This window comes from Ornithinibacillus halotolerans (assembly GCF_014637405.1).
Lineage (GTDB): Bacteria > Bacillota > Bacilli > Bacillales > Amphibacillaceae > Ornithinibacillus > Ornithinibacillus halotolerans.
The window spans coordinates 107242-133592 of the sequence record NZ_BMEY01000007.1 but is presented as its reverse complement, the minus strand read 5'-3'; the positions used below and the strand labels follow the sequence as shown (position 1 = coordinate 133592).

The following is a 26351-nucleotide window of genomic DNA, read 5'->3' as shown; positions in this document are numbered from 1 at the left end:
GGTGATCATGATGAAAATTGATGTTATTGGGGATATTCATGGGTGCTATGATGAACTTTGTATGTTGTTTGAAGAACTCGGTTACAACTTGGAACAAGGAATTTACATCCATCCCAAAGGCCGGATTCCTGTCTTTGTTGGTGACTTGACGGACCGTGGACCTGACTCACTTAACGTCATTCAGCTAGTATATGAAATGGTGATAACACATAAAAAGGCAAAATACGTTCCCGGAAATCACTGTAATAAATTATATCGATTTTTCTTAGGAAATAAGGTTCAGCAAAAACATGGATTAGAAACGACAGTGGCAGAATATGAATCCCTTGATGTGAAGAAAAAAGGGCATATACAAAATCAATTCATGCGACTCTATGAGGAAGCACCTTTATACCTTAATCTTCCAGAAGCAAATGCCGTCATCGCTCATGCTGGCATTAAAAAATCGTATATAGGCCGGAACGATAAGAAAGTAAAGACATTTGTCCTTTATGGAGATATTACAGGAAAGTTTGATGAATCAGGGAAACCAATTCGCAGGGACTGGGCACAGCATTACGATGGGGACCAGTGGATTGTATATGGACACACACCAATACTACGTCCAAGAATTGTCAATAAAACGATAAACATTGATACTGGTTGTGTATTTGGAAATCAGTTAACTGCCTTCCGACTACCAGAAGAAAAAACAATAGCTGTTCCTTCGAGTCTACCATTTCAAGAAGAAAAATTCAGATCCTTTCCAGATGATTAAACAAGTTCATCTGGCAGGATCTTTTTCATATCTTCTGGTAAGCGGGAAGCAAATACTAACCTTTTCTTTGTTAGAGGATGCTCAAACTCTAATTGATAACAATGTAGTGCCTGACGATAAATAACATCTTTTTTTCCTCCATAAAGATCATCTCCAGCTAATGGATGACCAATATAGGAAAAATGGACGCGAATTTGATGAGTTCTTCCAGTTTCTAGTTGTACCTTAACTAAAGAGTGAATACTATTGTCTTTCATTACTTCGTAGTGGGTAATCGCCCTTTGGCCATCACTTCGTACCATCCTTTCAACAATAGAATCCTCTTTTCTTCCAATATTTTCGTCAATCGTTCCTTTTAAATTCGCCAAGACACCTTGTATAACTGCATAATAGGTACGTTTTACTTGTCCAGCTTTTTGTGCTTTAGATAGGATGGAATGACTATATCGGTGTTTAGCGATTAATAGTAATCCAGATGTATCACGATCAAGTCTTGTCACGACGTGAATCGTATATGGGATATGATGTTGTTCATAATGGTATAAGACTCCGTTGGCGATCGTACCAGACGGATGATGTAACGATGGAATGGTTGCAACACCAGCTTGTTTATTAATAACAAGTACGTCGTTATCTTCATAAACAATTTCAATTGGAACATTTTCCGCCTTCATATGGTTCCCTTTTATCTCAAGTGGGAATTCCAGAGAGATTGTGTCACCTGTTTGTAAAACATAGCGCAAATTTTCTTCCTTGTCATTCACACAAATTTTTCCGCCATCATAAATAAGGCTTTTCAGAATTCTTCTAGAAAAGCCTTGCTCATTTCGTAAATAATCTCTAAGTATCATCCCTGTATGCACTTCTTGTATTGTCCATTTCATTTTTTACTCTTCCTAGTCTTTAATTAATGTCTGAAATAAATGAATCACGGACTCGATTCCAAAAAGGAAATGGTCTAAAACGAGCAAAGCGAATTTTTTCCTTTGCAACTCTACATTGAATTGATTTTACATTTGTGTAATTATGAGTGATATGGTCAATTGTAATAAAAAAGCTACGGTCTACAATTGGTTTTAATAAGCATGTATGATGCTTTGGTAAAATCAATGGTGATCCAATTGTACGGAAGACACGATTATTAATCGAAGCCATTTCTGTTAATTGGATTGCTTCAATTGAAGGATGAATAATTCCTCCTCCAAGTGCTTTGTTGTAGGCTGTACTTCCTGAAGGAGTGGATATACATAATCCATCACCCCGAAATGTCTCAAATCGCTCCCCTTTAATTTCCACATCGAAAACAACAGAACTTTCTGGCGTTTTTATCGTTGCTTCATTCAAAGCTAAAAATGTATCTGTTTTATTCCCTGTTTTCGAACGAATGATTACCTCTAACAGTGGATATTCGACAACTTGGTATGGAGTCTTTGCAATTTCAATAACTAGTTTTTCTAATTCATCAGGTACATAATCAGCATAGAACCCTAAATGGCCTGTATGTATCCCGATAAATGCTGTTTCATTTAGACGATGATGGTACCGATGAAAAGCCTCTAAAAACGTTCCATCTCCTCCTATAGATATAACTAAATCTGGTTCCTCACGATCATATACTAAATCAAAATCAATAAGATGTTGCTTCATCCGGGCTTTTAAATTATTAGACCGTTTGTCACCTCTAGAAATAACCTTGAATTTCAAACTAATACCCTCCCCTAGAACGACTAAACATTATTTACGATGAAAAATTCGTTGTGCTTCTTGGATTTCTGTTTTTATTTTTGACATTTCCTCATCTAATTTAAATGCTGCTTCAGCTGCACGTTGTAATCTTTTTTCCACATCTGATGGGATTCTTCCTTTGTACTTATAATTTAATGAATGCTCATTTGTAGCCCAAAAGTTCATTGCTAATGTACGGATTTGTATTTCAGCAAGAAGTACTTTATTCCCATGAATGGTTTCAACAGGATATTCAATAGTCATATGATAAGAGCGATACCCACTCGCCTTTTTCTCAGAAATATAATCTTTCTCTTCAATGATTCTAAAATCTTTTCTGGATTGTAACATCTTTACAATAGTATAAATATCATCTACAAATTGACAAACAACACGCACACCTGCAATATCAGTAATATCTTGTTCAATACGGTCAATAGGTATATTTCTTTTCTCTGCTTTTTCTAAAATACTTTGTACTGGTTTTACTCTTCCAGTTATGAATTCTATCGGAGAATGGCTCGCTTCATATTCAAACTGAGCACGCATCCCTTTTAATTTTACTTTTAGTTCTTCCACTACTTGTGAATATGGTGCAAGTATTGCTTCCCAATTCATTTAAACACCACCTGTGAGATTAAACATGATTTCGATTTTATTTTAACACAAAAGAAATATATATTCTTTGCATAATTATATCTCTTTCGCCATAATCAATATAAATATCCGTTTTGGAGGACTAGTAATGGCCCAAGAAATAGAAATAGAGTTTAAAAACTTACTCTCTAAATCAGAATTTGAAGTTTTATTACAATCACTACCTTTTCTCGAAAAAGGGAAAACTCAAATAAACTACTACTTTGAAACAGAGGACTTTCAATTAAGAAAGAACCATGCAGCACTACGCATTCGTGAAAAAGAAGGGAAGTACCGCTTAACACTAAAAGAGCCACATCCTAATGGTCTACTGGAAACACATGATGAATTAACAAAAGAAGAAGCATTAGAATGGTTACAGAACAAACCAATTGCTAAACCAGAAACATTAAAGCAATTAGAGAATCTCGGAATTCAGATAGATGCGATCAAGTATTTTGGAAGTTTGGCAACGATCCGTAGAGAGTATGAACAGGAAGGGTTAATATTTGTATTAGATAAAAGTCAATATAACAACATAGTAGATTATGAATTAGAAATTGAATCGACTGATAAAGAATCTGGTTTAAAAGCAATCGAGGACATACTAAAGCAATTTAATATTACAAAAAAAGATACTCCAAATAAAATAGCAAGATTCTTTTTAAGCTTGGAAAAATCATAGAGAAGTCAGATAAGTTGCTCACTCTTCTTTGTTGTTGCTACAATATAAGGACAATTAAGAAGGAGTTATGACAATGAACCACAGAACGATATATGAAGCCATCGGTGGATTTGAAACAATAGATCGACTTGTAACCGCATTTTATAAACGAGTTAGTAAGCATCCAAAATTAATTCCTATTTTTCCAGAAGACTTAACCGAAACTGCCAGAAAACAACGGTTATTTCTGACGCAGTTTTTTGGTGGACCTAGTCTTTTTACAGAAGAGCGTGGACATCCGATGATGCGAAGAAGACATTTACCATTTGAAATTACCCCGTCTAGAAAAGATGCGTGGTTAGAGTGTATGGAAGCTGCATTAGAAGAAGCAAAAATAGAAGAACCATATAAAACAGTTATGTTTGAAAAATTAACAATGACTGCCAACCATATGATGAATACACCTGAACCATAGAAAGGAGAATCGATGTGAGTTGGGAACGTACGGAGCTAATGAGCCCACAGGTAGCAAACACATCGTTCGATGATAGTGGTACGAAAAAAAAACCAATTGAAATCTATGTATTTATCGATCCGATGTGTCCTGAATGTTGGTCACTTGAGCCCTATTTAAAAAAACTTACCATTGAATATGGACGTTTCTTTACGTTAAGGCCATTAATTACAGGTTCCTCCAAACCGCTGAATCATGATAACTTTGATTCCCCTAAAAAATTACGTGAAATATGGGAAAAAACAGCCTCTAGGACAGGGATGAGTTGTGATGGTGATTTATGGATAGAGAACCCAATCCATTCCCCTACTACTGCATACCTGGCTATAAAGGCTGCAGAACTTCAAGGTATTCGATATGGAAAGGTATTCTTACGTAAAGTTCAGGAGAGTTTGTTTTTAAAGAAACTAGATATTTCTAATGAGGCCGTACTTCTTGAATGTGCTAAGGCGGCAAAATTAGATCTCCAAGAATTCCAAAATGACCTGCATTCTGCTACAGCACGGAAAGCCTTGCAATGTGACTATAAATTACAAAAAGAAATGGAAATCGATTATATGCCGACAATAGTCTTCTTCCATAAGGATATTGAGGAACAAGGGATTAAGATATCTGGACTATATCCATACGATATTTACGTTAGTGTACTAAGTGAAATGCTAGAACACCATCCGATACCTTCCACACCACCTTCTATTGAAGATCTTATTCGTGAATATGAGGTTATTGGAACAAAAGAGGTTTCCGTTGTATATGATTGGTCCTTAGCAAAAGCGGAACGGGAAATGAAGAAATTACAATTAAAGCAGATTATCGAAAAACTCCCAGCAAAACATGGTACTTTTTGGCAGTATATGAATAATTAGTTTGTTAGAAATTATACAATCTTTTTTAATTCCCCAGGGTACTCCCTGGATTTTTTAATATCTTCCTTTTACTGAAAAAAAGGCAAAAAAATAAAGGATATACGGGGCAGCGTATATCCTTTTTTCTCACTTCTTTGTATTAAAACAAAGGGGGATGGGAGAAAGTTTCATGATCAAACAAAGGGGTTTTGTTTGTGATTCATCTCACATTTATAATATAACAAGGATTCTATTTAAATGCAACAACTTTGTTCTACATTTCACAATTCTGTCACTTCTATTTTAATCTCCTTTATCATATATATTAGTAGATTACTTTATATTTTTGTGGGGAGGATTCCAATGCGAGAACTATTACCTTACTTATTCGTCATCCTTACGTTCTTTGCGATAATACTTAATCTACTAGGTTTGATGCAGTTAATACCGCTATATATAACCCTTCCAATCTTATTCTTTTGTATATATTTCACATTATTCTCCTTTACACATCGGAATAAGTATCGTGGTAGAGCTAGATGAGAATTTTTATTGAAGATCCTTCATTTTCTTGAATGAGGGATTTTATTATTGGTTTTTATGAAGTTTATGGGAAATGAATGGGATTTCTATTCGTTTTTGTTTCTCTTTTTCTGTTCATAGTGGCTATGAACGGGGTTTCATTCTGGATTTCTTTTTCTTTTACCCTTCATCACGACGATGAACGGGGTTTCATTCTTTATTTCTTTCTCTTTTCCCCTTCATCACGGCTATGAACGGGGTTTCATTCTTTATTTCTTTCTCTTTTCCCCTTCATCACGGCTATGAACAGCATTTTTATCGGTATTTCTTCCTCTTTTCCCTTTCATCACGGCTATGAACGGCATTTCATTCTTTATTTCTTTCTGTTTTCCCTTTTCATCACGGCTATGAACGGCATTTCATTATGGATTTCTTTCTCTTTTCCCTTTCATCACGGCTATGAACGACATTTCTATCTGCTTTTTTCCTTTCATACCCTTCATTCTCGGTCATGAACGGGATTTCGATCTGCTTTATTCCTCTTTTCCCCCTTCATCATGCCCATGAACAGAACTTCACCGATTTTTTCAACCCCTTTCACCCATCCCCATCACAACCAAAGAAGGATGACCCGCTACAGGTCATCCTTTTAATTATTTCTTCAACAATAGTTTTTCCATTTCGTTTAACTTTTCTTCAAACACATCTAATGCATCAAGAATTGGTTGTTTGGAAGTCATGTCAACTCCAGCTTTTTTCAATACTTCGATTGGATAATCGCTGCTACCTGCTTTTAAGAAACCAAGATAACGATCTACTGCACCTTCTTCTCCTGCTAATATTTTATTAGCTAGTGCAGTTGCTGCAGAATATCCAGTAGCATATTGATATACATAGTAATTGTAATAGAAATGAGGAATTCTAGCCCATTCTAATCCAATTTCTTCATCGGAAACTACATCGTCCCCGAAATATTTCTTATTTAACTCATAATACATTTTTGTTAAATAATCAGCAGTTAAAGCTTCTCCAGCTTGAGCACGTTTATGAATTTCATGTTCAAATTCTGCAAACATTGTTTGACGGAAAACTGTTCCTCTGAACCCTTCTAAGAAATAATTTAGTAAGTACAGTTTTTGTTGTTCATCTTCAAGCGTATTTAACATGTAATCATTAAGTAAAGCTTCGTTTGCAGTGGAAGCAACTTCTGCTACGAAAATAGAATAATTCCCATAACGGTACGGTTGGAATTTTCTTGTGAAATAACTATGTGCAGAGTGACCTAACTCATGTGTTAAAGTAAATAGATCATTCACACGGTCCTGCCAGTTAAGTAAGATATATGGATTTGTTCCATACGTACCGGAAGAATAAGCTCCACTACGTTTACCTTTATTTTCTTCCACGTCAATCCAGCGATTAGCAAAGCCTTCTTTAATAACATCAAGATATTCTTCACCAAGAGGTTTTAAGCTTTCTAAAACATACTCCTGCGCTTGTTCATAGGATACTTTCATATCTACATCTTGTACTAATGATGCATACATATCGTACATATGAAGTTCTTCTACACCTAGAACTTCTTTACGTAACTTAGCATAGCGATGAAGTAGAGGTAATCTTTCATTTACTGCCTCAACTAAATTATCATACACTTCTTCAGGTATGTTGTTATTATCTAATGCTGCTTGTCTTGCTGAATCATAATTACGTACTTTTGCACTAAAGTTATGTGTTTTAACTGTTCCACCTAATGTGGATGCAAATGTATTTTTAAATTGACCATATGTTTCATACATTGCCTGAAATGCATCTTTACGAACACGACGATCTTTTGATTCTAAAAATCCAACATAACGTCCATGAGTAAGATCAACTTCTTCCCCATCTTCATTTTTAATTGTAGGGAATTTCAAATCTGCATTGTTTAACATACTAAAAGTTTGTGAACCAGTAGACAATGCTTCAGAAGCTTCTGCTAGTAGAACTTCTTCTTTTTCACCTAGGACATGCTTACGTTGTCTTAAAATTTCATTTAATACATGTTCATATAGCTTAAGTTCTTCTTTTTCCTCTAAATAGCTTTGAATTGTTCCTTCTTCCATTTTCAAAATCTCTGGAACTAAATAACTCATAGAACTTTGAGCAAGTGTTAGCACTGTTTCTGCCTTTGCATTTAATGCTTGGTAAAATGAGTTCGTAGTATCTTGATCGTAGCGCATATGTGCATATGTATAAAGTTTACCAAGTCTTTCTGATAACTCATCCTGTAATTTTAATACACTGTATAATGTGTCGGCAGATTCTGAAACTCTCCCTTGATATTCAGATACTTTAGGAATATCATTTTTTAGTGCGCTTAACTCTTCTTCCCAAAGTTCATCTGTAGCGAAAATGTCCTCTAGACGCCACGTTCTCTCAACAGGTACTTCATTTCTAGATTGAAGTTCTTTTGTAGCCTTAGCCATTTTATAATTCCTCCTTTATTTTCAACTTACATAACATAATAATCTAGCAAAGAACAATTATTCCCACTAAAATACTATATTACTTAGTATAACGAATCATTTATGAAAAATGCTCATATTTTGTCTTGGAAATTTTCGAAAGTTCATTCATTAGCAATTCGTCTCCAGCTAATGCATCTTCAATATGTGAAAATGTTACTATTTCACGGCACTTCACAAATTCGTTCTTGGAAATAGGTTTAATATAATTCAGTGAACAGAGCAGTTGAAGATATTCTAAAATGGGATCATATGAGGATTGTATTAGTGGAAATTGATTAGTAGACATTGATTGACGAAGTTGAAAATGGCAGCGATGAACGGAGAATTTGGCTCCTACTCGTAGTGGACTTATAACGTCTAAGCAGATACGACTTTGCCAATTCCATAATGGGGTATTCATTCGATATTGCGATTTTACAGGAAGATATACTATCGATGGCAAATGCTCCCGATGTACCCCTTTTGAATATAGCCAGCGGTACCAAATGAGTTCTTTCCCATAGAGTCTTTTAGGTTGGTATAATCTAAATGCATGTTTTGCATTTTTCCATTCTTTTAATACCAAATCTTTAGTTACAGTTTGATGCCTAAATAAGTCTATAAAGGTAAGGTGGTGTAATTTTTTCATTGAGAAAGTTCCAAACATTGATTTGGAGTTTATATGAATTAAGTTAGTTGCCTGTATGAAAGTGTTCGTTTGGGGGTCATAAAAGAAGAGAGCAGGTAGATTAAACTCCTTAAACTGATGAAGTAGCTGAAGATGGAATGCATTTACAGTAATTTGATTGTTACTTCTACGATGGAATTGATTTGCACCGAGAATCCAAATAGGCTGAATCTGGTAGTCTAAATATCCTTCTGTACGATTTAATATTTCTTTAATCGGTATTTTTGTACACTGGTATTCAATAGCTATTTTCTTTTTATTAATCGTTAACAGGATATCGGCACGTTGGTTAATATCTCGTATATATGTTTCCAACGATACGTTTAAACCTTGACTTAATAACCAATTAAATAATAATAACTTGCCTTTTTCATGATATGCTCCTTCACCGCCTTCACTCGCTGGACAGTTACTTTTACTATAGTGAGCGAAATGGGGAATTATTTTGGAACCAGCCTTCATGATAACTCTTTCCTCACAAGTTGGGCAGTAGAAATCCATATTTCTTAACCTGTCAATATCTTGTGAAGAATACTGATATAAAGTCAGTACTTTTCCATTTTTTAATTTTGCTTGAAGCAAATATATCACCTCCACCTAATATAATTCGATAGAGGTGACAAGATTCCTGCATAAAAGACAAAAAAAGAACCCCAATTGGGATTCTTTTAAATTGTTTGGGAAAAATGCTTGCGAATGTCTGCAAACGTATTAGAGTCGAAGATTTTTTTACCGTATTCTTCAAGTACGTGAATAGTAATATTAGAGTCATTACCAAATTCAAATACGCGAGATATAATATCTTCTTGTGTATGTTCATCAAGCGTTTCTTGAGAAAATTCCATATATAAATAGTACTTTTCATTATAGTAGTATAATGTTTCTTCTACACTTCCAGTATCATCTTGGAAATGATGACTCAATTGAATGACATCTTCAAAGTCATTAAAGCTAGCGATAATCCAAAGATTTTCTTCTATAAAATCTTCATCGGTATCACTGCTATTACCAAATTTCTCTTCCAAAAATGACTCTACTTTTTCATCTACAGGTATATCTATTGTTGAACCTTCTTCATCAATAGGAAATTCTAGATTATCTCCATTTTTAGAAAGTTGTGCTTTGGTTACAACAATTTCTAATCCTTTTTCGAGGGCATGAACTTGAATCCATAAAGGGCCATCTACATGAAAGTCTTCTTGATAATTTACCTCGTCCATCATTTGCCAAAATAATTGCTCGCTTCGTTCACGATTGTACCAAATTTCTTCCCTTTCGAAACCACGATCTTCAATATCTACGTATGAGATAAAGAACTTAACCGTGTTTTCGTTAATTCTTTCGATTTCCATGTAATTCTCTCCCTTCTAATATAGTTTAGCAAAAGCATGTTAGTCCTACAAAGTTAATGAAGTTGGACTTTGCCTAATCTATAGAAAAAGTGTGTAACTTATATATATTGTATGTTAGCTTATTGCATAATGAAAATTAATATGCCTATTTATAACTATTTAAATCATTATTTTAACTCATTTTGATTCATTTGTCACTCAAAACTTGATATCAAAAGTACTGGGACAAAAGCTTTTTCTACATAATTAAAACCGAATTATACGATTTGGGTGCAACTAACCTAATGAATCGTATTGTTCGGCTTTAAAATTAGAAATTTAGTTTTGTCCCAGCCGCTTTTCCATTATTTACTTATGAAACAACTAATTTACTAATCGTTGAGCTTCTTTCAATTGGAAAGCTCGTACTTTTCTTGGTAAGAATCTTCGTATTTCATCTTCATTATAACCAACCTGCAACCTTTTTTCATCGATAATAATTGGCCTTTTTAATAGTCCAGGTTTCTCTTGAATAAGTGCAAAAAGCTGTTGAAGTGGAAGCTGCTCAATATTAATATCTAAATCTTGAAATGCTTTTGAACGAGTTGAAATAATTTCGTCAGTTCCATTTTCAGTCATACGTAATATCTCTTTTATTTCATGTAACGTAATAGGTTCAGAGAAGATATTACGTATCTTATATGGAATGTTATTATTCTCCAGCCAGGCTTTAGCCTTCCTACAGGATGTGCAACTAGGAGAGGTAAAGAGTGTTACCATCGTATCTCACTCCTCAATTTATTATTTCATTTTATAAACGTATGTAGTTATTAAATAATAATTATTTTAAATAACCCTTTACAAGTATACAATAACTTAGCGGTAATTAATAGAGTATTTAACATAATTTCTACAGTTCACAAAATGTTAATTTTTACTTTAATATTACCCTTCCCATTAGCTTTATTTGCTAAACATGCTACTTCGATTGTCCAACTCATTTTGTGAAAAAACATAAAAAGAGCAGGGATGTTTTCATCTCCTCTGCTCTTTTTATATTGTTCATTATTATTTATTTAACTCACCTAATATATCGTTTGACTCACGTTCTTGATCATATGTTAAAACTTCATCCACAGGTTGGTAAGATTCTCCGTAAATCTCTTTGTCTTTGTACGTGTGGATAGATTCATACATTTTTTTCATTTGTTCAAAAATAAATTCTTCAGACTCATTGTTTGGTGACCAATAGAGAATCTCCATGACATTTTCTTCGTTTGTAGCAAGGGATCTACGATTGTAACCAATGGATTGTGCATGTGTAAAGCCTTCTCTTTTATAAAAATGTAATCTTTTTTCTGAATCAGAATCTTCATAGTCAATAGGCTCTACTTCTAAAATAATTGGCTTATTTCGCATTTTTAACTTTTCAATAAGTTTATGACCAATACCTTGTCCCCTTGATTGTGCCGAAACCCATACATAGTCAATAAATATAAATGTATCAAATTCAGCATACATCATCACATGATAAGGGCCTTCATCTTTGTGATATACATCTCCTTTTTCCTTCAATAATAATTCCATATGTTCTTTTGATTTCATTTCTTCAATAGGGAAATACTTATTTAATTTTTCATACCAGTCCATGGATCTACTCCTTCATTTTTTCTACCTTGTCAGTATAACGAAATAATTAGTAATTGTTAAACGCCACATGCACGTGTATATATTCAGTATGTGTAGTTAAATGAAAAAATAAGAAAAAAAGCAGAACTTTTTCATAAAGTTCTGCTTTTAATCACTTATTATGGCGTATAATCCACATTTTCAGAATAAACATTTCCTGCATTCCATAATAGGAATTCATTTATTCCATTATCTTGCAATGCTTTTATTTGTGCTTCTACTTCATTCTTTCCATATTGAGTTACAGGTAATCCTGTACCATGATAAATCCAAGGAGCTTCAAAGTCTTGAATCCAAGGTCTTGAAACTGGAGGGTTATCTAATTTGGATAGAACTTCATTTTCAACCTTTGCATATTCATCTGTTAGTCGATATGGCTCAGTATCTGGAAATGGAATTCCGAAATAATGATTGGACCAATGACTTGGATATATCATAGATGAAATAACATCAACATTTTCTGAGATTTTAGAGAAATTCTGACCAATACCCGGTGCTTCCGGAATAGTTGCTGAATACCCAAAAATATCAACAGAAACATCAACACCATATGGTTCAAGTTCTTGTTTAGCATAAGCAACAAAATCTGTCACAGCTTGAACACGTTTTTGTACATTATCTGTACCATCATCAGCATATTCACCAGTTCCATAATTCAATACTGTATCACGATGTTCGAAACCCTCTGGGAAACGAACATAATCAAATTGAATTTCTTGGAAACCTAGTTGTGCTGCAAATTTAGCAATCTCTACATTGTAATCCCATACTTCTTGTAAGAATGGATTGACAAATGCCTCATTTCGGTTATTTTTCCATACTGTTCCATTCTCTGTAAATGATAACTCAGGTCTATTTTGTGCTAGAACCGAATCTTTAAATACAACAACTCTTGCAATCGGATAAATTTCGTTTTCTTCTAATGTTTTCATTAATTCTTGAATGTCTTTAATATAATTTTGTCCGATATTTGCAAATGGTGAATCCTCTCCGGGTTTAAAGGTTAAATAACCATGATCATCTTTAATATCAATAACCATTGCATTTAAATCGGAGTTATTTACTAAATCTAATAACGAATTCAAACGACTACCACCAGCAGAATGCCCTGTTACATAAATTCCTCGCACAGCATCAGGGTATTCAAAATGATATCCTGAATCAAATACAAATCGTGTTAAGTTTGTATCTTCTTTAATTAATTGGATCGATGTATTTCGGATAACATGGTCAGATGCAATTAATTCTTCTTCCCCACTACTTTTTACAGGCATTGCAAACGGAAGTAAAATAACGAGTAGGAGTACAAATGGGGTCATAAATCTCTGTAGATGTTTATTATTCATTCTATCAATCTCCTAAGCAATAATTTAAGTTTGCTCCCGAAGTTGATTCATCCAACTTTTCGTTTGCAACACTTTTATTCTATTATATAGCAGATATGCTAGATTTTGAATGGCAAAAACTAGATTTATGTCATTAATTGAATTTCCTTGTCGATTCGGTGCCTTGGTTTTATTTAATCATATTAAATATAATTTAGAATAATGCATTACCAAAACTTTTACTGTCAAATTAGTAATCATAAAAAGAACAGAGTCTGAAATCGAACAGCCTCTGTTTCTTATTCTTCCTCCGATTGATCTGTAAAGACACTTTGTAAGACATACAATACCATAAGGGCTGTAATGAATATAAATCCCCATCCTAATGTTTTTTGTTGTTCTAACAAGTAGTTATTACAAATTTGAATTGGTGAGTCTAAATATAGCCAGCCCATTAGTCCAAACATAGATAGATAATTTAGATAAATAAATATCCTGCCAAATGCTTTTATTTTTCTCCAACTATCTTTCAACAAAAATCCTGCTAATGGTAAACTGATGAATTTAAATATTTCATAAATAGGAAAAGTTAAAGCTTCATCTAATGTTCGTGGTAGCATCCAAAACATCGTGATAGCTACAAATATAATAATTCCTGAAACACCATTTCCATTGATTAGTTCAAAAAGCTTAGGATATTTATTTTCAATATATTCACCAATACACCAACCAACTACAATTAACAATGGTAGTTGCACTAACATGTGAATTATCATCATGGATTCCATATAGATTCGAATCGGAGGGATAATTAAGATGAGGAAAATTAAACTTCCTATGATGAAAGACCTCTTCACTTACTATCCCTCCATATCATTCTGTAATGTATCCATAATCTTCACAGCCGCTTCATCTGTCTTTTTATAATCCATTACATCCAATAATTCTCCATCTCGGCCAACAAAATAAAATGCGGAGTTATGTGTAAAACCTCCCTCTCCATCAGGTAAAACGATGACTCCAAATTCATCAAGTAAAGAAGATAACTGTTCTTCATTATTAATCCGAGCCATTCGCCATGTTTCTCCGTCACTACTGAAAAAGTGTTGGTATTTTTCTAATGTCTTCGGGTCGTCACGATCTGGATCAAAACTGATACTCAAAAACATAATTTCTTCACCGAGTAATTCAGAAGGTATTTGCTTATATACCTCTGCCAAGTTCATCTCCAATTGTGGACATACATCTGTACATGAGGTATAGATGAAGGTAAGTACAGCATACTTACCTTCAAATTCAGTAAATTCATATACTCTTTCTTTGCTGTCTTCCAATGTTACATTAGGAAAGAATGGTTTTTCTTCCATTAACCGGTAGATTCTTGCACTTTCCGCTGTATAGGCTTGAAAACCATCTGTACCAAAGTAAAACAGGCAGAACGACAATACGATACTAAAACTAATTAGTATGATATTACGCAGCTTTTTCTTCATGTAGATCGCTTCCTAAAGTTCCTCTATTCTTCACATAACGTAAGAAATGAATAATGAAAATCGTAGTAGCGATTACGAGAAATACGCCAGCAATTGCTCCAAATACAGCTGGAGTCATCCAACCTGGATAGTGAATTGCCCAACGTCTTGGTGTACTTAAAGCACCTGACACTAAAAACTGTATACTGATTGCCATCATTGCGATTGTATAGCACCAAAATGCAAATTTATCTAATTTCGTCTCTTGAACGTTACTATCTATTTTTGCTAAATAATACATAAAGGAAAATAACATAACGACTGCTCCTAGTCCCATATACATATGGAAGTGACCTGGAACCCATTTTGTATTATGCATGACATGGTTTACAACGATTGTTGCATCAACAATCGCGGGAATTGCACCAATTGTCCAACCTAACATAGACATAAATGCTAACCCAGATGCCATATCCCACTTAATTCCAGATTTATGAACAACCATTAAAGCTCCATAAGCTGTTACAACAAGAACTGGTATACCATTTGCGTAGGATAATGCTTGCCCCATGATAAGCATCCATTTTGGCATAGAAAAGTCCATTAACATATGGTGTGTATAAATTAATAATGTGAATACGGTAGACATTGTCCAAGCAACTAAAAAGAGTTTCGTAACCGCCCACGGACGTTTTGCATACTTAGGTAAGAGTTCATATACTACGATGACTGCCATATAGATAATAGCGTTAGCAAAAATATGTCCAAATGCATAAGTTAAGTTTTTCGCTAACATCGGATCAAATGTAAATGATGGGTTGATTACATTAATAATGTTCATAATTAGAACTGCTGCTCCAGCGATTAATGCAGTTACATTTACAATTGTTACCATTGTACTTGCAACTACGGCTTTCGGTGGTGCATCTTCTACTCTCTTTTTACCAGAAAGTACATCCCAACCTAATCCTTTTCCTAGACTTCCGTAATTTTTAATAATTGCTCTTCCTGTATCAATGTATAATAGTAAAAATCCTGTTCCTAAAATCAACATTCCGAATAAGTATAATAATGCTCCAGTTACTCCCCAAGCATTAGCTGAAATAGCTGGTAACGGATATAGGAATGTCCATGCACTAGCATATTCGAATGAAAATACCCCAATTACTACTAAAACTACGCCAACTAAAACTAGAGCTAAAAACCATATAAACACTTTCTTTGATAGTTCAACATATTTACCTAAGAAATACCACATAACTCCCGCCGCTGCTAGTGCTGCAGCCCCAATCATTCCCGTCCCATGGATCGTTAAGAACTGGTAGAATGCTGCATCAGATACATTAATTACTCCTCCTTGTGCAAAAAGCATTAAAATACCAAAAATCATCATGGCAGCGATTACAACTCCACCAAGGATTAATGAAGCCGTGACTAACTTATTATCTGATTTCACATTTTTACTTCCAATTGCTGTGCTCATTCTATACTCTCCCTTCGTTACTCTGTAACCGTAATTTCACTAACCATATAATGGTGAGCTAATCCGCAATATTCCATACATAGGATTTTGTATGTACCAGGTTTTGTGAATGTTATATAAACTGTATTTGTATACTCTGGCATTGCTTGAGTTTGAGCGATGATTGTCATATCCTCATCATAAATTCCAAAGCCATGAGTAACATCCGTACTTGTTACATCAAATTCGATTGGTTCCCCAACTTTAAATTCTGTTTCACTCATAATCCAGCCAAATTGTACTGCTTCCACATCAACGAGAGTAGGGTCTTGACTTTCCCCATAGATCGGCAAATCATACGGTAACTCACGTAAAGTATAAATACAAGCTACCAATAAGATGGTGACAAGTGTTGTTGCATAAACTTTTCTAGCTTTGTTCCACTTTGTCTTAATTGGCTCATAATCACTTTTTTCTCTTGATTTCCATGCTACGACTGCAAAAACAATTAATATTAAACTCATAAAAACTAAACTTGTTACCCATGCTGCTGTCTGTACCATTTTTTTACCCCCTTAAAAATAGAAGATTAGTTTTTCTGCCTTAATAGTAACCGAGCCCCCGCCTTCCAACCTGTGAAATAAGTCACTTTTGGCTTATTTTAATTATGACTTTATTTTGAACGACTTCGATTGATATTTTAAACACAAAAAAATGAGCAACTTGTTAATTGCTCATTTAAGAATTTAATATCGAACGAATCATATGAATGGAATCCCATTCTCCGAACGAAAAATATGTAATTGGATACTTTTTTTCAAACAATTTTTGTTGAATTTCTTTTTCATCGAGACCCTGTCTATTTAATAAAACCACATTTTCTCGCAAATCATTTAAATATTGAAGTTTCCGCAATAATGCCCTCTTTCCATCCTTTACATAGCCAGCATGACAGCAAAATAATTCCTGAAAATCATAGGACAACACCTTCTCTATAGATGTAATAATTTGTGGTATACTCTCATCACGAAGGACTAATTTTGTATTCGGTTGTACAAACAGGTCACCAGAGAAGAGCTGACCAGTGGATTTATTAAGAAAAGCAAGATGGTCTTCGGCATGACCCGGTGTCTTGATCACATCCCAAGTCGCATTTCTTGATGTAAACGTATTGCCAATTGGTTGGGCCTGGAATGGTTTTCTTTTCCCCCAAAACACTCTTCGATAAAACGGATAATCCGCTTCTTCAAGACATTCTTTTATTGTTATGTTACTCATCCTTATAGGCACATTAAATTGTTGTTGGATATAATTAGCACCACCGATATGATCTTCATGTGCATGGGTAATCATCACTTGATCGATGTCAACTTTTTGAAAGAATAGTTTAAATTCCTCTAATAATCTAGGAGAACCAGTATCAATCAACACTCCATCAACATAAAAACAGTACACATTTAATTTAACTTTTGACATAGTTACCGAGCCATTAATAAAGTGAACATTACTCTCCGTACCAATATTGGCATTTGTTTTTATGAACATGTGCCCACTCCTAACTGCACCAAACAAATGAATGGTGATTCATATTATTATCATACTTTGCATATCATTTGATTTCAAGTTAGGAAATGACAAAGAGTAGAGCTAATTAAAACCCTACTCTTCTCTTAATGTTTAAATATCTCTATCGTCTTTTCTAATACTTGAAAAGTCTTCTTCCTCACCAAATTCTGTACCATAATTTAATCTACCGGTCGCTGTTCTATTATTAACTTCCCTATCCGGTTCAAATAGATATCGTATGCTTATTAATCCAGCAAGACCTACTAACGAATAGACAATTCTAGATAGTACGGAATCTTGGCCACCAAGTAGTGTTGCCACTAAATCAAAATCAAAAAGTCCTATCAGTCCCCAATTTATTGCACCAATAATCACTAACGTTAACGCTATTCTTTTTAATGTGTCCATATTCTCACCTCCATTAAAATTTTAAATAAACTACACATGTAGTCCGTATTATTTTCTACCATTTACTATTAATTCATTCTAGAAACAAGTGATTATTTTAGTTCAATAAAGGAATAATGAAAATGTAGCAAAAAAAGGAGTGGGAATATGTCACAACAAGAAATTAAAAGTGAAATCGAACGTATTTTAGATCATAATAAAGTCGGTACAATGGCCACAGTCCAAAACGGTAAACCACACTCGAGATATATGACTTTCTTTCGTGATGGCCTAACATTATATACCGCCACAGATAAGGATACACATAAAGTAGATGAATTAAACCAAAACCCTTTTACCCATATACTGTTGGGATATGAAGGAGAAGGAGTTGGAGATGAATTTGTTGAATTTGAAGGCCGTGTACAACAATCAGATTCTGAGGAGATAAAGAAAAAGGTATGGAATCCTCATTTGGAAAACTGGTTTAGCGGTCCTAATGATCCTAATTTATTAATCTTGGAAATAATACCAGAACAGATTAGTTTGATGAATAAAAAGGATTTGAAGAGAAGGTTATTAGAATTATAAAACAAGCAGCTCGGCGGTCGAGCTGCTTTTCGCTATTGTTTTTCCATGTATCCACATACAACATACCCCACCGATTTAGCTGCAACTAATAAAGAATCCTCATCAATATCAAATTTAGGATGATGGTTAAAGTACGGTTCTTCTACCCCTTTTGGCGTACATCCTATATAGAAATAGCAACCAGGAATCTTCTCTAAATAATAGGCAAAGTCTTCTGATGGAGATAATTTAGGTAATTGTTTCACTTCTTTAATATCTTTATCTTGCACTGCTTGCAAAGTTTCAGCTACAAATGTAGTGATTTCCGGATCATTGTACAATGGTGGGTAATCTGGTGTATATGTAAGTTCACATGTTACACCGAATAAGCCTTCCAATCCTTTTACAATTTGATGAAATTCTTTATCAATTACTTTTTGCGCTTCATCATTCGAGTAGCGAATATCTCCTTCAATTTCAATACTATCTTTAATAACGTTAAAACTTCCTTTTCCATCAAATGAGCCGATAGTTACTACACCTGCTTCTAAAGGATTAACCCTTCTGCTTACAATCGTCTGAACTGCAGTTACAAAGTAAGCACCAGCAACAATTGCATCGTTTGCTTTATGAGGTGAAGAGCCATGGCCCCCTTGACCTTGAATCTTTAATTTAAAATAGGTACGACCATTAAAGGAATACCCACTATGATAACCAACAGTACCCGCAGGAGCCATTGGCAAAATATGAATACCAAATATGGAATCGAGATCATCTAACTTTCCAGACTCCATTATACTTTTTGCCCCACCAGGAGGTTCTTCCTCTGCGTGTTGATGAATAATCTTTACTGTTCCTTTTAATTGGTCCTTTAGTTGAATAAGGCAATCTGCTAAAACTAACAAGTAAGCCGTATGAGCATCGTGACCACAAGCATGCATAACACCTTCATTTTTTGATTTAAACGGAACATCCGCTTCTTCTTGAATTGGTAATGCATCAAAATCTGCACGAAGTCCAATCGTTTTTCCTTCAGATGCACCTTTGATTGTTACGATTATCCCATAACCATTTCCTACATTTTTCTCAATTTCAACATCTTTTCCCTTATAGAAATCTGCGATATATGCCGCTGTTTTTTCTTCTTTAAACGATAGTTCTGGATTCTCGTGTAAATAGCGACGTATTTCAATCATTTCTTCTTTTCGTTCTTCCAGCATTTTCATTAATTCATCTTTCACGATTTTTACCTCCTTTATTTTTTAGCAGGGAATGAAACTAATCACTCCCTGCCTTTACTATGATTACCGTTTGGCTAATTCTGGTTTTGACACCGTGCTCTGGCTACTTTTTGATTTTGAATCATTAGGAACTAGTACTATGACAGAGATTAACGATACTGCTGCAAATATAACATTTGTAATAATCCCCGCCATCGCAGCAGTATGAACGCTACTTACGGTCTGTATCGTACTGAAAACTGTCGCTGAAATGGCTACCCCAAATGCATTACCGAGAGAACTTGCCATCTTATATATTCCAGAAGCTTCACCTACTTTATTATCTGGAGATGAAGAAACAGCCGTATCTGTCGATGGGGTTGCGTAAATTCCAAGACCTAATCCAAATAACGCAAAGCCAATTATTACAATGATGGTGTACATGAGATCAGGTAAAAAGGTTAATCCCATAACCGCAACACCAATTAATGTGATTAATGATCCCCACACCATTGGTTTTTTGGCGCCAGTTCGTTGCATGATTTTCTCACCTACACGAATCATAGCAAGTACAACGACGAGATATCCAATAGAAAGTAAACCAGCTTGGAATGGTGTAAACCCTCTTCCTAATTGCACATATGTATTTGCAACTATTAGCGTACCAGCAACTGCGTTTAGTAAAAAGTTAGAAATCGTTGCACCCGTATAAGGTTTATTTTTAAACAGTTTAAAATCGATTAACGCATTATCCCGTTTTGCCTCAAATTTTACAAACGCAAATATAGATACGATAGATACGACTGCTAAGATAATCGAAGTTATACTTGTCCAACCTAATTCTCCACCTTGAGTAATTAGAATATTAATCGCTAACATCGCCACGATGAAAATGGCCAAACCACCAAAATCGAATTTAAATTTGCCTGAAGTTTCTGCTTTACTTTCAGGAACTTCACGAATTAGCCACATCGCGAGTAATGCAAAAATGATGGAGAAAATGAAAATCCATTTCCATCCTAGATACGTGGCAATAGCACCACCTGCAAGTGACGTAATTCCTGATCCTCCCCAAGAACCAATCGACCAATAACTAAGGGCACGCTGTCTCTCTGCCCCTTCAAAATATGCCTTCATTAGTGCAATAGTTGCAGGCATAATAGCAGCTGCAGATAATCCTTGCAGCACCCTACCGATAATTAAAAGCACTGCTCCCTGTGCCAACACAAGCAACAATGAGCCAATAACACTTAATATGAGCCCAATGTACGTAAGCTTTTTTCTACCAAGCCTATCCGCCATCCCCCCAGCAACAACGATAAACATTCCTGAAAAAAGTGAGGTTAAACTGATCGCTATGTTTAATACACCTAATTCAATGTCTAGATCTTTTTGTACTGCTGGAACGATATTTACCATGGCTTGAGCAAATAACCAAAACGTAATTACCCCAAATACTATACCTATAATTAATTTATTTGTACCTTTATAGGTTGTTCCCTCCATATACATTTCTCCTTCTCTTTAAAAGCATTGTTCAATTACATATCGTTAGCTTTTGCTCAATTTCATGTTTATAACACTTTTAAGTGAAGAAACATTTTCCAACTAAGGAGTTTCTATGTTTTATCTATCTTTTCTTTCATTTCTGATTTTTATATAATAGACTTGTACAAATTTTAGAAAGGAGCAATGAAATGGAATGATTTATAAGAAACGCACTAAATCAAAAGAGTTACGAATTCTTGAAATTCTGAATCAGCGGATGGACTTAGATACCAATGCAAAAAAACATTATTTAAATTTAAAGAAAGGTTATGAAGGAGAATTAATTTTTGATGGATTAACTGAAAAACTTCAATGTGAATGTTTAATCCTAAATGACTTGTTATTTGAAATGAACAACACCCTTTTCCAAATTGATTCGTTGATTATTTTGCAAAAGAAAATTTACTTCTTTGAAGTGAAACACAATGAAGGCGATCACAAATACGAATCCGGAAATTTCTACAAACTCCCCAATTATCTAATCTCGAATCCACTTGACCAATTAAGTCGAAGCGATACATTATTACGCCAACTACTCTCAAAACTCAAATACAACCTTCCAATCGAACCCAACGTCGTGTTCATCAACCAGAAATTCACACTTTACCAAGCACCTCTTGATCAACCAATCATTTATCCAACACAAGTTCGTAACTATTTAAGCAATTTAAATGCAACACCATCTAGATTAACGAATAGGCATAGGGAACTTGCAGAGAAGTTAGTCTCATTGCATATTGTGGAATCTCCATATGATAAGCTACCTGAGTATGAATATGGTGATTTGCGGAAGGGGATTGTTTGTTTAAAGTGTGAATCATTTTTAGAGGATATAGAAGGGAAGATTAAATATACGACATGCAAAAATTGTGGTTCAATCGAGTTAACAGATAATGCCATACTAAGGACAATTAATGATTTTAAACTTTTATTCCCTAATGAAAAGCTGACAACAAAAACTATATTTGAATGGTGTAAAGTAGTAAAATCTGAAAGAAAGATACGTAATATACTTCTAAAGTACTATAAAAAATCTGGTGAGCATAGATGGTCCTATTATGAATAGTAAAAGCCCTTCATTTGAGGGGCTTTTTTGTTTGGGTTTTGAGTATTTACTGTGGGGATCATATTCTTGTGATTTTTCTTTGGTTCTATTTGCCGTGAGAATCTTCTCTCAGCTGATGCTGATTACTTCCATTAGATTTTCTTCCGTGAGAGTACTTCTCTTGGTAGATGTACATACATTCTTTAGTGTAACTACCGTGAGACAGCTCCTCTCGGTTGTTATTACGTACTTTCAAAAGGTTTTCTACCGTGAAACGGCTCCTCTCGGTGGTTATTACGTACTTTCATTAGAGTTTCTACCGTGAAACGGCTCCTCTCGGTGGTTTTTACTTACTTTCATTAGTGTTTCTACCGTGAAACGCTCCTCTTGGCTGATATTACTTACTTTCATTAGAGTTTCTACCGTGAAACGGCTCCTCTCGGTGGTTATTACCTACTTTGATTAGAGTTTCTACCGTGAAACGGCTCCTCTCGGTGGTTATTACCTACTTTGATTAGAGTTTCTACCGTGAGGCGGCTCCTCTCGGGGGTTATTACTTACTTTCATTAGTGTTTCTACCGTGAAACGGCTCCTCTTGGCTGATATTACTTACTTTCATTAGAGTTTCTACCGTGAAACGGCTCCTCTTGGCTGATATTACTTACTTTCATTAGAGTTTCTACCGTGAAACGGCTCCTCTCGGTGGTTATTACCTACTTTGATTAGAGTTTCTACCGTGAGGCGGCTCCTCTCGGTGGTTATTACGTACTTTCATTAACAATTACAGCCCTCAAAAACAAAATAACTTGCATTCTATATTTAAGGTATATATAATAATAAAAAACTCAATATCCTAGCTATGAAAAAGGCGTAGTACAATAACCCTCTGATTTTTAGAGAGCTTGTGGTTGGTGAAAACAAGCATCAAGGTGAATTGGAATTGGACTTTGGAGCTAGTACTAATGAAGTGATCTTAAAGTTTAAGATAATTAGGGTGGCAACGCGGTTCATTCGTCCCTTTCCATAGGGAGACGAATGGGCTTTTTTTATTGTAAAAACGAAGAAGGAGTGAATTAATATGAAAACTATTTTTTCTGGAATCCAACCAAGTGGTTCCTTAACAATTGGTAACTATGTGGGAGCAATCAGACAATTTGTAGAACTTCAAGAAACTCATAATTGTTTTTTCTGTATTGTGGATGAACATGCAATTACTGTGCCTCAAGATCGACTGCAATTACGAAAAAACATCCGTTCATTAGCAGCACTGTATCTTGCTGCGGGAATTAACCCGGAGAAAGCTACTTTATTTATTCAATCGGAAGTTCCGGCTCATACGCAACTTGGCTGGATGATGCAATCGATTAACTATATGGGTGAGCTTGAGCGAATGACCCAATTTAAAGATAAATCAGAAGGTAAAGATGCTGTATCTGCTGCATTATTTACGTATCCTTCTCTTATGGCGGCTGATATTTTACTTTATCAAGCGGAAATAGTCCCAGTAGGTGATGATCAAAAGCAACACCTTGAACTAACTCGAGATCTTGCGCAACGATTTAATAATCGCTTCTTAGAGGTATTTACTATTCCAGAGATTAGTATTCCTAAAGTTGGAGCACGGATTATGTCCTTACAAGAACCAACGAAAAAAATGAGTAAGTCCGATGAGAATATTAAAGCATCCATCTTTATGCTGGATGAGCCAAAGCAAATAGAAAAGAAAATTAAAAGTGCAGTTACTGACTCAGAAGGTATTGTAAGATACGATAAAGAAAATAAGCCTGGTGTTACGAATTTATTAGATATTCATTCTGCTTTCTCTGGCGAAACGATTGCTGAATTAGAAGCAAAATACGAAGGCAAAGGCTATGGAGATTTTAAACAAGGCGTAGCTGATGCAGTAATCTCTGTATTAAAACCGATCCAAGATCGTTACTACGAGATTTTAGATTCAAATGAACTTGATGAAATTCTAGACGAAGGTGCTGAAAAAGCATCCCGAACAGCAAATAAAACGATCCAAAAAGCGAAAAAAGCAATGGGATTAGGGAGAGTAAGGAAATAATTTTAGTGCCCCTTTATTCAAAAAAAGGGGCACTTTTTTAATGCAAATCATCCTTATCGACATATTTCCCGTAATCAGGAACAGCAATTCTTTCAAAATTATTTACTAAATCCTCCAAATTTGTAGTTAGCTCTTCACCAGTCATAGGTAAACCATGCCCAGTAATTGCATGCTCTGGTTTTAATTGTGCTAGCCTCATCACAGATTTCTTCGCAGCACCCCAATCAGTTGTTAAATAACGAGGTGGTCCGCTTATTTCTTTTTCTTGAGTAATGACTTTATATAAATATTCTTGTTTCACCGTTACAAAAGCATCTCCAACAATTAAGGTACGATCTTTCTCTCTAAATAAAGAAATATGACCCGGTGCATGGCCTGGAGTGTGGATCCACTTAAAGTCAGGCAAGTGTGGCACTGTTCCATCGGTTGGTAATACTTGTATCTGATTACCTAGATCAATTGGTTCATTCGGAAATAATGGTGACATCTTAGCTACCATTCCACCTTCTACAGTTGGATCTGGTTTTGGATACGGAGATTGCCCTGTTAAATAAGGTAATTCTAATTCATGTGCATAAACCGGAACTTCCCAGTGGTTGACAAGCTCGATGATGGCTCCTACATGATCAAAATGTCCATGAGTTAAAATGATAGCTTTAGGACGACTAGTTGGCCCAAATCGTTCTTCTGCTACCGCGATAATTTCATCCGCAGAGTTAGGCATTCCTGCATCTACTAATACAAACTCGTTAGATTGTTCCTTACCAATAAAACAAATATTAGCAATTTGAATGGTATATGCATATACATCCTCTACTATTTCCATTCCTATTCCACTTCCGACTGATGTCGCAGGTATATATTTATAATCACTACCATAGTTCATTTCTTTATCCATTCATCTAGCCTCCTCTCAAGTATTATTTCAAAACAACCAATAACTATGAATAAAAAAATCAGTGAGAGATTCTCACTGATTTTTTGACTTTTGTTTGGATGTACCTTCTGCATAGTTATTTTCCAATTCCCACATCTTTTCCAGAAATGGTTGGCCTTTAATTAGTTTTTCACAGAGTTCTTCATGAGCAAAACTCCAGCCATATTTCACACCGTCATATAAAGCTTGCCATACTTCCTCTTCATCCATGTAGCGTATATCTGGGTATTTTTTTGGATTCCATTCGGTTAACCAATACCGTAATTCTTCAATATTATTCGTCGTACGAAGCTGGTCAAGCCCCATCATTAATAACTGCTTTAACTGTCGTTCTCTCCGTGTTAAACCAAATACAAACTCTGGCGACATAGAAAGCATATGATATTCTTTTACATAATTCGAATCATCAAATCCAAAATGTTGTGGTTTTGCTTTTTGAATCATTTCATAGACAAGCTGTTCCTGTCTTGGAATTAACCTACTTTTTCTAATTGGTATCCGGTAGCCAATTGTGTCAAATGCTAAAATGTCATTTCCATCTGTAACAATACAAGCATAATCAACAACAGATCGTTCTTGACCTTTTCTCGTATATGCACGCTTGTAAATCGCATCTAATAAACCTTGTGGTAAATCGTGCATATCATTTTCTATATATTGATATAAAGATTCTGTTATGTATATTAATGGAACTTGGTCAAGTAATTCGATACCATCATCTTTTCGCCATTCATGAAAATAACAAACATTATAGCCGTTCTCTTCACCTTCAAACCAGTTTACCCAAACGTCATGTAAATATAACATACAACACCCCTCACTCCCGCAATAAATCAATTCTGAGGTTGTACAAAAATTACCTTTCATACCAATTTTTTAACCTCACTTTAG

General features: G+C 34.9%; 27 protein-coding genes and 1 other annotated feature. Of the genes, 8 read left to right on the top strand and 19 right to left on the bottom strand.

Annotation, left to right across the window (positions count from 1 at the left end; all coding sequences use genetic code 11):
- The first annotated feature begins 10 nt into the window (after window positions 1-10).
- Window positions 11-757, top strand: a complete 747-nt coding sequence (gene prpE / locus IEV35_RS08750; RefSeq protein ID WP_188384296.1) for a bis(5'-nucleosyl)-tetraphosphatase PrpE — start codon at window positions 11-13, stop codon at window positions 755-757.
- Here prpE and IEV35_RS08745 read toward each other — a convergent pair.
- The 3 genes from IEV35_RS08745 to yjbM are packed head-to-tail and all read right to left on the bottom strand — an operon-like array spanning window position 754 to window position 3100.
- On the bottom strand, window positions 754-1641 hold the full coding sequence (locus IEV35_RS08745; RefSeq protein ID WP_188384295.1) for an RluA family pseudouridine synthase: 888 nt from the start codon (window positions 1639-1641) through the stop codon (window positions 754-756). The genes prpE and IEV35_RS08745 overlap by 4 nt on opposite strands.
- Window positions 1642-1660: 19 nt before the next feature.
- A complete protein-coding gene (locus IEV35_RS08740; protein ID WP_188384294.1) occupies window positions 1661-2461 on the bottom strand; it encodes an NAD kinase in 801 nt (266 codons plus the stop codon).
- 30 nt (window positions 2462-2491) lie between these two features.
- A complete protein-coding gene (gene yjbM / locus IEV35_RS08735) occupies window positions 2492-3100 on the bottom strand; it encodes a GTP diphosphokinase (RefSeq protein WP_188384293.1) in 609 nt (202 codons plus the stop codon).
- 127 nt (window positions 3101-3227) lie between these two features.
- On the opposite strand from yjbM, the gene IEV35_RS08730 reads away from it, so the two are divergent.
- From IEV35_RS08730 to IEV35_RS08715, 4 genes are all read left to right on the top strand, one after another.
- The gene (locus IEV35_RS08730; RefSeq protein WP_188384292.1) at window positions 3228-3803 is read left to right on the top strand and encodes a CYTH domain-containing protein; all 576 of its coding nucleotides are present in this window, start codon (window positions 3228-3230) and stop codon (window positions 3801-3803) included.
- Between the two features lie 73 nt (window positions 3804-3876).
- Complete coding sequence (locus IEV35_RS08725) at window positions 3877-4257, top strand: globin domain-containing protein (protein WP_188384291.1); 381 nt, start codon at window positions 3877-3879, stop codon at window positions 4255-4257.
- A gap of 14 nt (window positions 4258-4271) precedes the next feature.
- Window positions 4272-5162, top strand: a complete 891-nt coding sequence (locus IEV35_RS08720) for a ClpXP adapter SpxH family protein (RefSeq protein ID WP_373284715.1) — start codon at window positions 4272-4274, stop codon at window positions 5160-5162.
- Window positions 5163-5504: 342 nt separating this feature from the next.
- The gene (locus IEV35_RS08715; RefSeq protein ID WP_188384290.1) at window positions 5505-5684 is read left to right on the top strand and encodes a hypothetical protein; all 180 of its coding nucleotides are present in this window, start codon (window positions 5505-5507) and stop codon (window positions 5682-5684) included.
- 632 nt (window positions 5685-6316) lie between these two features.
- Here IEV35_RS08715 and pepF read toward each other — a convergent pair.
- From pepF to IEV35_RS08655, 12 genes are all read right to left on the bottom strand, one after another.
- The gene (gene pepF, locus IEV35_RS08710; protein ID WP_188384289.1) at window positions 6317-8131 is read right to left on the bottom strand and encodes an oligoendopeptidase F; all 1815 of its coding nucleotides are present in this window, start codon (window positions 8129-8131) and stop codon (window positions 6317-6319) included.
- Between the two features lie 100 nt (window positions 8132-8231).
- Window positions 8232-9422, bottom strand: coding sequence for a competence protein CoiA (locus tag IEV35_RS08705; protein WP_188384288.1), 1191 nt, complete (start codon window positions 9420-9422; stop codon window positions 8232-8234).
- An 86-nt stretch (window positions 9423-9508) separates the two neighbouring features.
- Entirely contained in the window at window positions 9509-10192 is a 684-nt protein-coding gene (gene mecA, locus IEV35_RS08700; RefSeq protein ID WP_188384287.1) for an adaptor protein MecA, read from the bottom strand.
- A gap of 363 nt (window positions 10193-10555) precedes the next feature.
- On the bottom strand, window positions 10556-10951 hold the full coding sequence (gene spxA, locus IEV35_RS08695; RefSeq protein WP_188384286.1) for a transcriptional regulator SpxA: 396 nt from the start codon (window positions 10949-10951) through the stop codon (window positions 10556-10558).
- Between the two features lie 288 nt (window positions 10952-11239).
- A complete protein-coding gene (locus IEV35_RS08690; protein ID WP_188384285.1) occupies window positions 11240-11821 on the bottom strand; it encodes a GNAT family N-acetyltransferase in 582 nt (193 codons plus the stop codon).
- Window positions 11822-11979: 158 nt separating this feature from the next.
- On the bottom strand, window positions 11980-13206 hold the full coding sequence (locus IEV35_RS08685; RefSeq protein ID WP_188384284.1) for a putative glycoside hydrolase: 1227 nt from the start codon (window positions 13204-13206) through the stop codon (window positions 11980-11982).
- A gap of 278 nt (window positions 13207-13484) precedes the next feature.
- A complete protein-coding gene (locus tag IEV35_RS08680) occupies window positions 13485-14042 on the bottom strand; it encodes a hypothetical protein (RefSeq protein ID WP_188384283.1) in 558 nt (185 codons plus the stop codon).
- A gap of 3 nt (window positions 14043-14045) precedes the next feature.
- A complete protein-coding gene (locus IEV35_RS08675) occupies window positions 14046-14678 on the bottom strand; it encodes an SCO family protein (RefSeq protein WP_188384282.1) in 633 nt (210 codons plus the stop codon).
- A complete protein-coding gene (locus IEV35_RS08670; RefSeq protein WP_188384281.1) occupies window positions 14659-16140 on the bottom strand; it encodes a cbb3-type cytochrome c oxidase subunit I in 1482 nt (493 codons plus the stop codon). The genes IEV35_RS08675 and IEV35_RS08670 overlap by 20 nt, the downstream gene beginning before the upstream one ends.
- A 17-nt stretch (window positions 16141-16157) precedes the next feature.
- Entirely contained in the window at window positions 16158-16682 is a 525-nt protein-coding gene (locus tag IEV35_RS08665) for a cytochrome C oxidase subunit II (RefSeq protein ID WP_188384280.1), read from the bottom strand.
- Between the two features lie 175 nt (window positions 16683-16857).
- The gene (locus tag IEV35_RS08660; protein ID WP_188384279.1) at window positions 16858-17664 is read right to left on the bottom strand and encodes an MBL fold metallo-hydrolase; all 807 of its coding nucleotides are present in this window, start codon (window positions 17662-17664) and stop codon (window positions 16858-16860) included.
- 132 nt (window positions 17665-17796) lie between these two features.
- The gene (locus tag IEV35_RS08655; RefSeq protein WP_188384278.1) at window positions 17797-18093 is read right to left on the bottom strand and encodes a DUF378 domain-containing protein; all 297 of its coding nucleotides are present in this window, start codon (window positions 18091-18093) and stop codon (window positions 17797-17799) included.
- 147 nt (window positions 18094-18240) lie between these two features.
- Here IEV35_RS08655 and IEV35_RS08650 point away from each other — a divergent pair, with 147 nt between their 5' ends.
- Window positions 18241-18663 carry a pyridoxamine 5'-phosphate oxidase family protein gene (locus tag IEV35_RS08650; RefSeq protein ID WP_188384277.1) on the top strand — a complete coding sequence of 141 codons (423 nt, stop codon included), beginning with the start codon at window positions 18241-18243 and terminating at the stop codon, window positions 18661-18663.
- 32 nt (window positions 18664-18695) lie between these two features.
- Here IEV35_RS08650 and IEV35_RS08645 read toward each other — a convergent pair whose 3' ends face one another.
- Together IEV35_RS08645 and IEV35_RS08640 are read right to left on the bottom strand one after the other, a co-directional pair.
- Entirely contained in the window at window positions 18696-19883 is a 1188-nt protein-coding gene (locus IEV35_RS08645; RefSeq protein WP_188384276.1) for an amidohydrolase, read from the bottom strand.
- Window positions 19884-19946: 63 nt separating this feature from the next.
- Window positions 19947-21368 (bottom strand): MFS transporter, encoded by a 1422-nt coding sequence (locus tag IEV35_RS08640; protein WP_188384275.1) that lies wholly within the window; start codon window positions 21366-21368, stop codon window positions 19947-19949.
- 196 nt (window positions 21369-21564) lie between these two features.
- On the opposite strand from IEV35_RS08640, the gene IEV35_RS08635 reads away from it, so the two are divergent.
- Window positions 21565-22476, top strand: coding sequence for a nuclease-related domain-containing protein (locus IEV35_RS08635; RefSeq protein ID WP_188384274.1), 912 nt, complete (start codon window positions 21565-21567; stop codon window positions 22474-22476).
- Between the two features lie 829 nt (window positions 22477-23305).
- Window positions 23306-23477: a binding site (T-box leader), on the top strand.
- A gap of 56 nt (window positions 23478-23533) precedes the next feature.
- Window positions 23534-24523, top strand: coding sequence for a tryptophan--tRNA ligase (trpS, locus tag IEV35_RS08630; protein ID WP_188384273.1), 990 nt, complete (start codon window positions 23534-23536; stop codon window positions 24521-24523).
- 37 nt (window positions 24524-24560) lie between these two features.
- Here the strand turns inward: trpS and IEV35_RS08625 are convergent, their stop codons facing one another.
- Together IEV35_RS08625 and IEV35_RS08620 are read right to left on the bottom strand one after the other, a co-directional pair.
- Window positions 24561-25421: an MBL fold metallo-hydrolase gene (locus IEV35_RS08625; protein ID WP_188384272.1), complete on the bottom strand. Its 861-nt coding sequence runs from the start codon at window positions 25419-25421 to the stop codon at window positions 24561-24563.
- A 72-nt stretch (window positions 25422-25493) separates the two neighbouring features.
- Window positions 25494-26267 (bottom strand): YjbA family protein, encoded by a 774-nt coding sequence (locus IEV35_RS08620; protein WP_188384271.1) that lies wholly within the window; start codon window positions 26265-26267, stop codon window positions 25494-25496.
- Between the last annotated feature and the right edge of the window lie 84 nt (window positions 26268-26351).

Excerpts from the sequence above, each read along its gene's own strand:
- mecA (WP_188384287.1), bottom strand. The coding sequence starts at position 10,192 with ATGGAAATCGAAAGAATTAACGAAAACACGGTTAAGTTCTTTATCTCA.
- IEV35_RS08620 (WP_188384271.1), bottom strand. The coding sequence starts at position 26,267 with ATGTTATATTTACATGACGTTTGGGTAAACTGGTTTGAAGGTGAAGAG.
- trpS (WP_188384273.1), top strand. The coding sequence starts at position 23,534 with ATGAAAACTATTTTTTCTGGAATCCAACCAAGTGGTTCCTTAACAATT.
- IEV35_RS08675 (WP_188384282.1), bottom strand. The coding sequence starts at position 14,678 with ATGAAGAAAAAGCTGCGTAATATCATACTAATTAGTTTTAGTATCGTA.
- IEV35_RS08685 (WP_188384284.1), bottom strand. The coding sequence starts at position 13,206 with ATGAATAATAAACATCTACAGAGATTTATGACCCCATTTGTACTCCTA.
- IEV35_RS08625 (WP_188384272.1), bottom strand. The coding sequence starts at position 25,421 with ATGGATAAAGAAATGAACTATGGTAGTGATTATAAATATATACCTGCG.
- prpE (WP_188384296.1), top strand. The coding sequence starts at position 11 with ATGAAAATTGATGTTATTGGGGATATTCATGGGTGCTATGATGAACTT.
- IEV35_RS08725 (WP_188384291.1), top strand. The coding sequence starts at position 3,877 with ATGAACCACAGAACGATATATGAAGCCATCGGTGGATTTGAAACAATA.
- pepF (WP_188384289.1), bottom strand. The coding sequence starts at position 8,131 with ATGGCTAAGGCTACAAAAGAACTTCAATCTAGAAATGAAGTACCTGTT.
- IEV35_RS08650 (WP_188384277.1), top strand. The coding sequence starts at position 18,241 with ATGTCACAACAAGAAATTAAAAGTGAAATCGAACGTATTTTAGATCAT.
- IEV35_RS08640 (WP_188384275.1), bottom strand. The coding sequence starts at position 21,368 with ATGGAGGGAACAACCTATAAAGGTACAAATAAATTAATTATAGGTATA.
- spxA (WP_188384286.1), bottom strand. The coding sequence starts at position 10,951 with ATGGTAACACTCTTTACCTCTCCTAGTTGCACATCCTGTAGGAAGGCT.
- IEV35_RS08690 (WP_188384285.1), bottom strand. The coding sequence starts at position 11,821 with ATGGACTGGTATGAAAAATTAAATAAGTATTTCCCTATTGAAGAAATG.
- IEV35_RS08665 (WP_188384280.1), bottom strand. The coding sequence starts at position 16,682 with ATGGTACAGACAGCAGCATGGGTAACAAGTTTAGTTTTTATGAGTTTA.
- IEV35_RS08635 (WP_188384274.1), top strand. The coding sequence starts at position 21,565 with ATGATTTATAAGAAACGCACTAAATCAAAAGAGTTACGAATTCTTGAA.
- IEV35_RS08655 (WP_188384278.1), bottom strand. The coding sequence starts at position 18,093 with ATGGACACATTAAAAAGAATAGCGTTAACGTTAGTGATTATTGGTGCA.
- yjbM (WP_188384293.1), bottom strand. The coding sequence starts at position 3,100 with ATGAATTGGGAAGCAATACTTGCACCATATTCACAAGTAGTGGAAGAA.
- IEV35_RS08730 (WP_188384292.1), top strand. The coding sequence starts at position 3,228 with ATGGCCCAAGAAATAGAAATAGAGTTTAAAAACTTACTCTCTAAATCA.
- IEV35_RS08745 (WP_188384295.1), bottom strand. The coding sequence starts at position 1,641 with ATGAAATGGACAATACAAGAAGTGCATACAGGGATGATACTTAGAGAT.
- IEV35_RS08660 (WP_188384279.1), bottom strand. The coding sequence starts at position 17,664 with ATGTTCATAAAAACAAATGCCAATATTGGTACGGAGAGTAATGTTCAC.
- IEV35_RS08715 (WP_188384290.1), top strand. The coding sequence starts at position 5,505 with ATGCGAGAACTATTACCTTACTTATTCGTCATCCTTACGTTCTTTGCG.
- IEV35_RS08670 (WP_188384281.1), bottom strand. The coding sequence starts at position 16,140 with ATGAGCACAGCAATTGGAAGTAAAAATGTGAAATCAGATAATAAGTTA.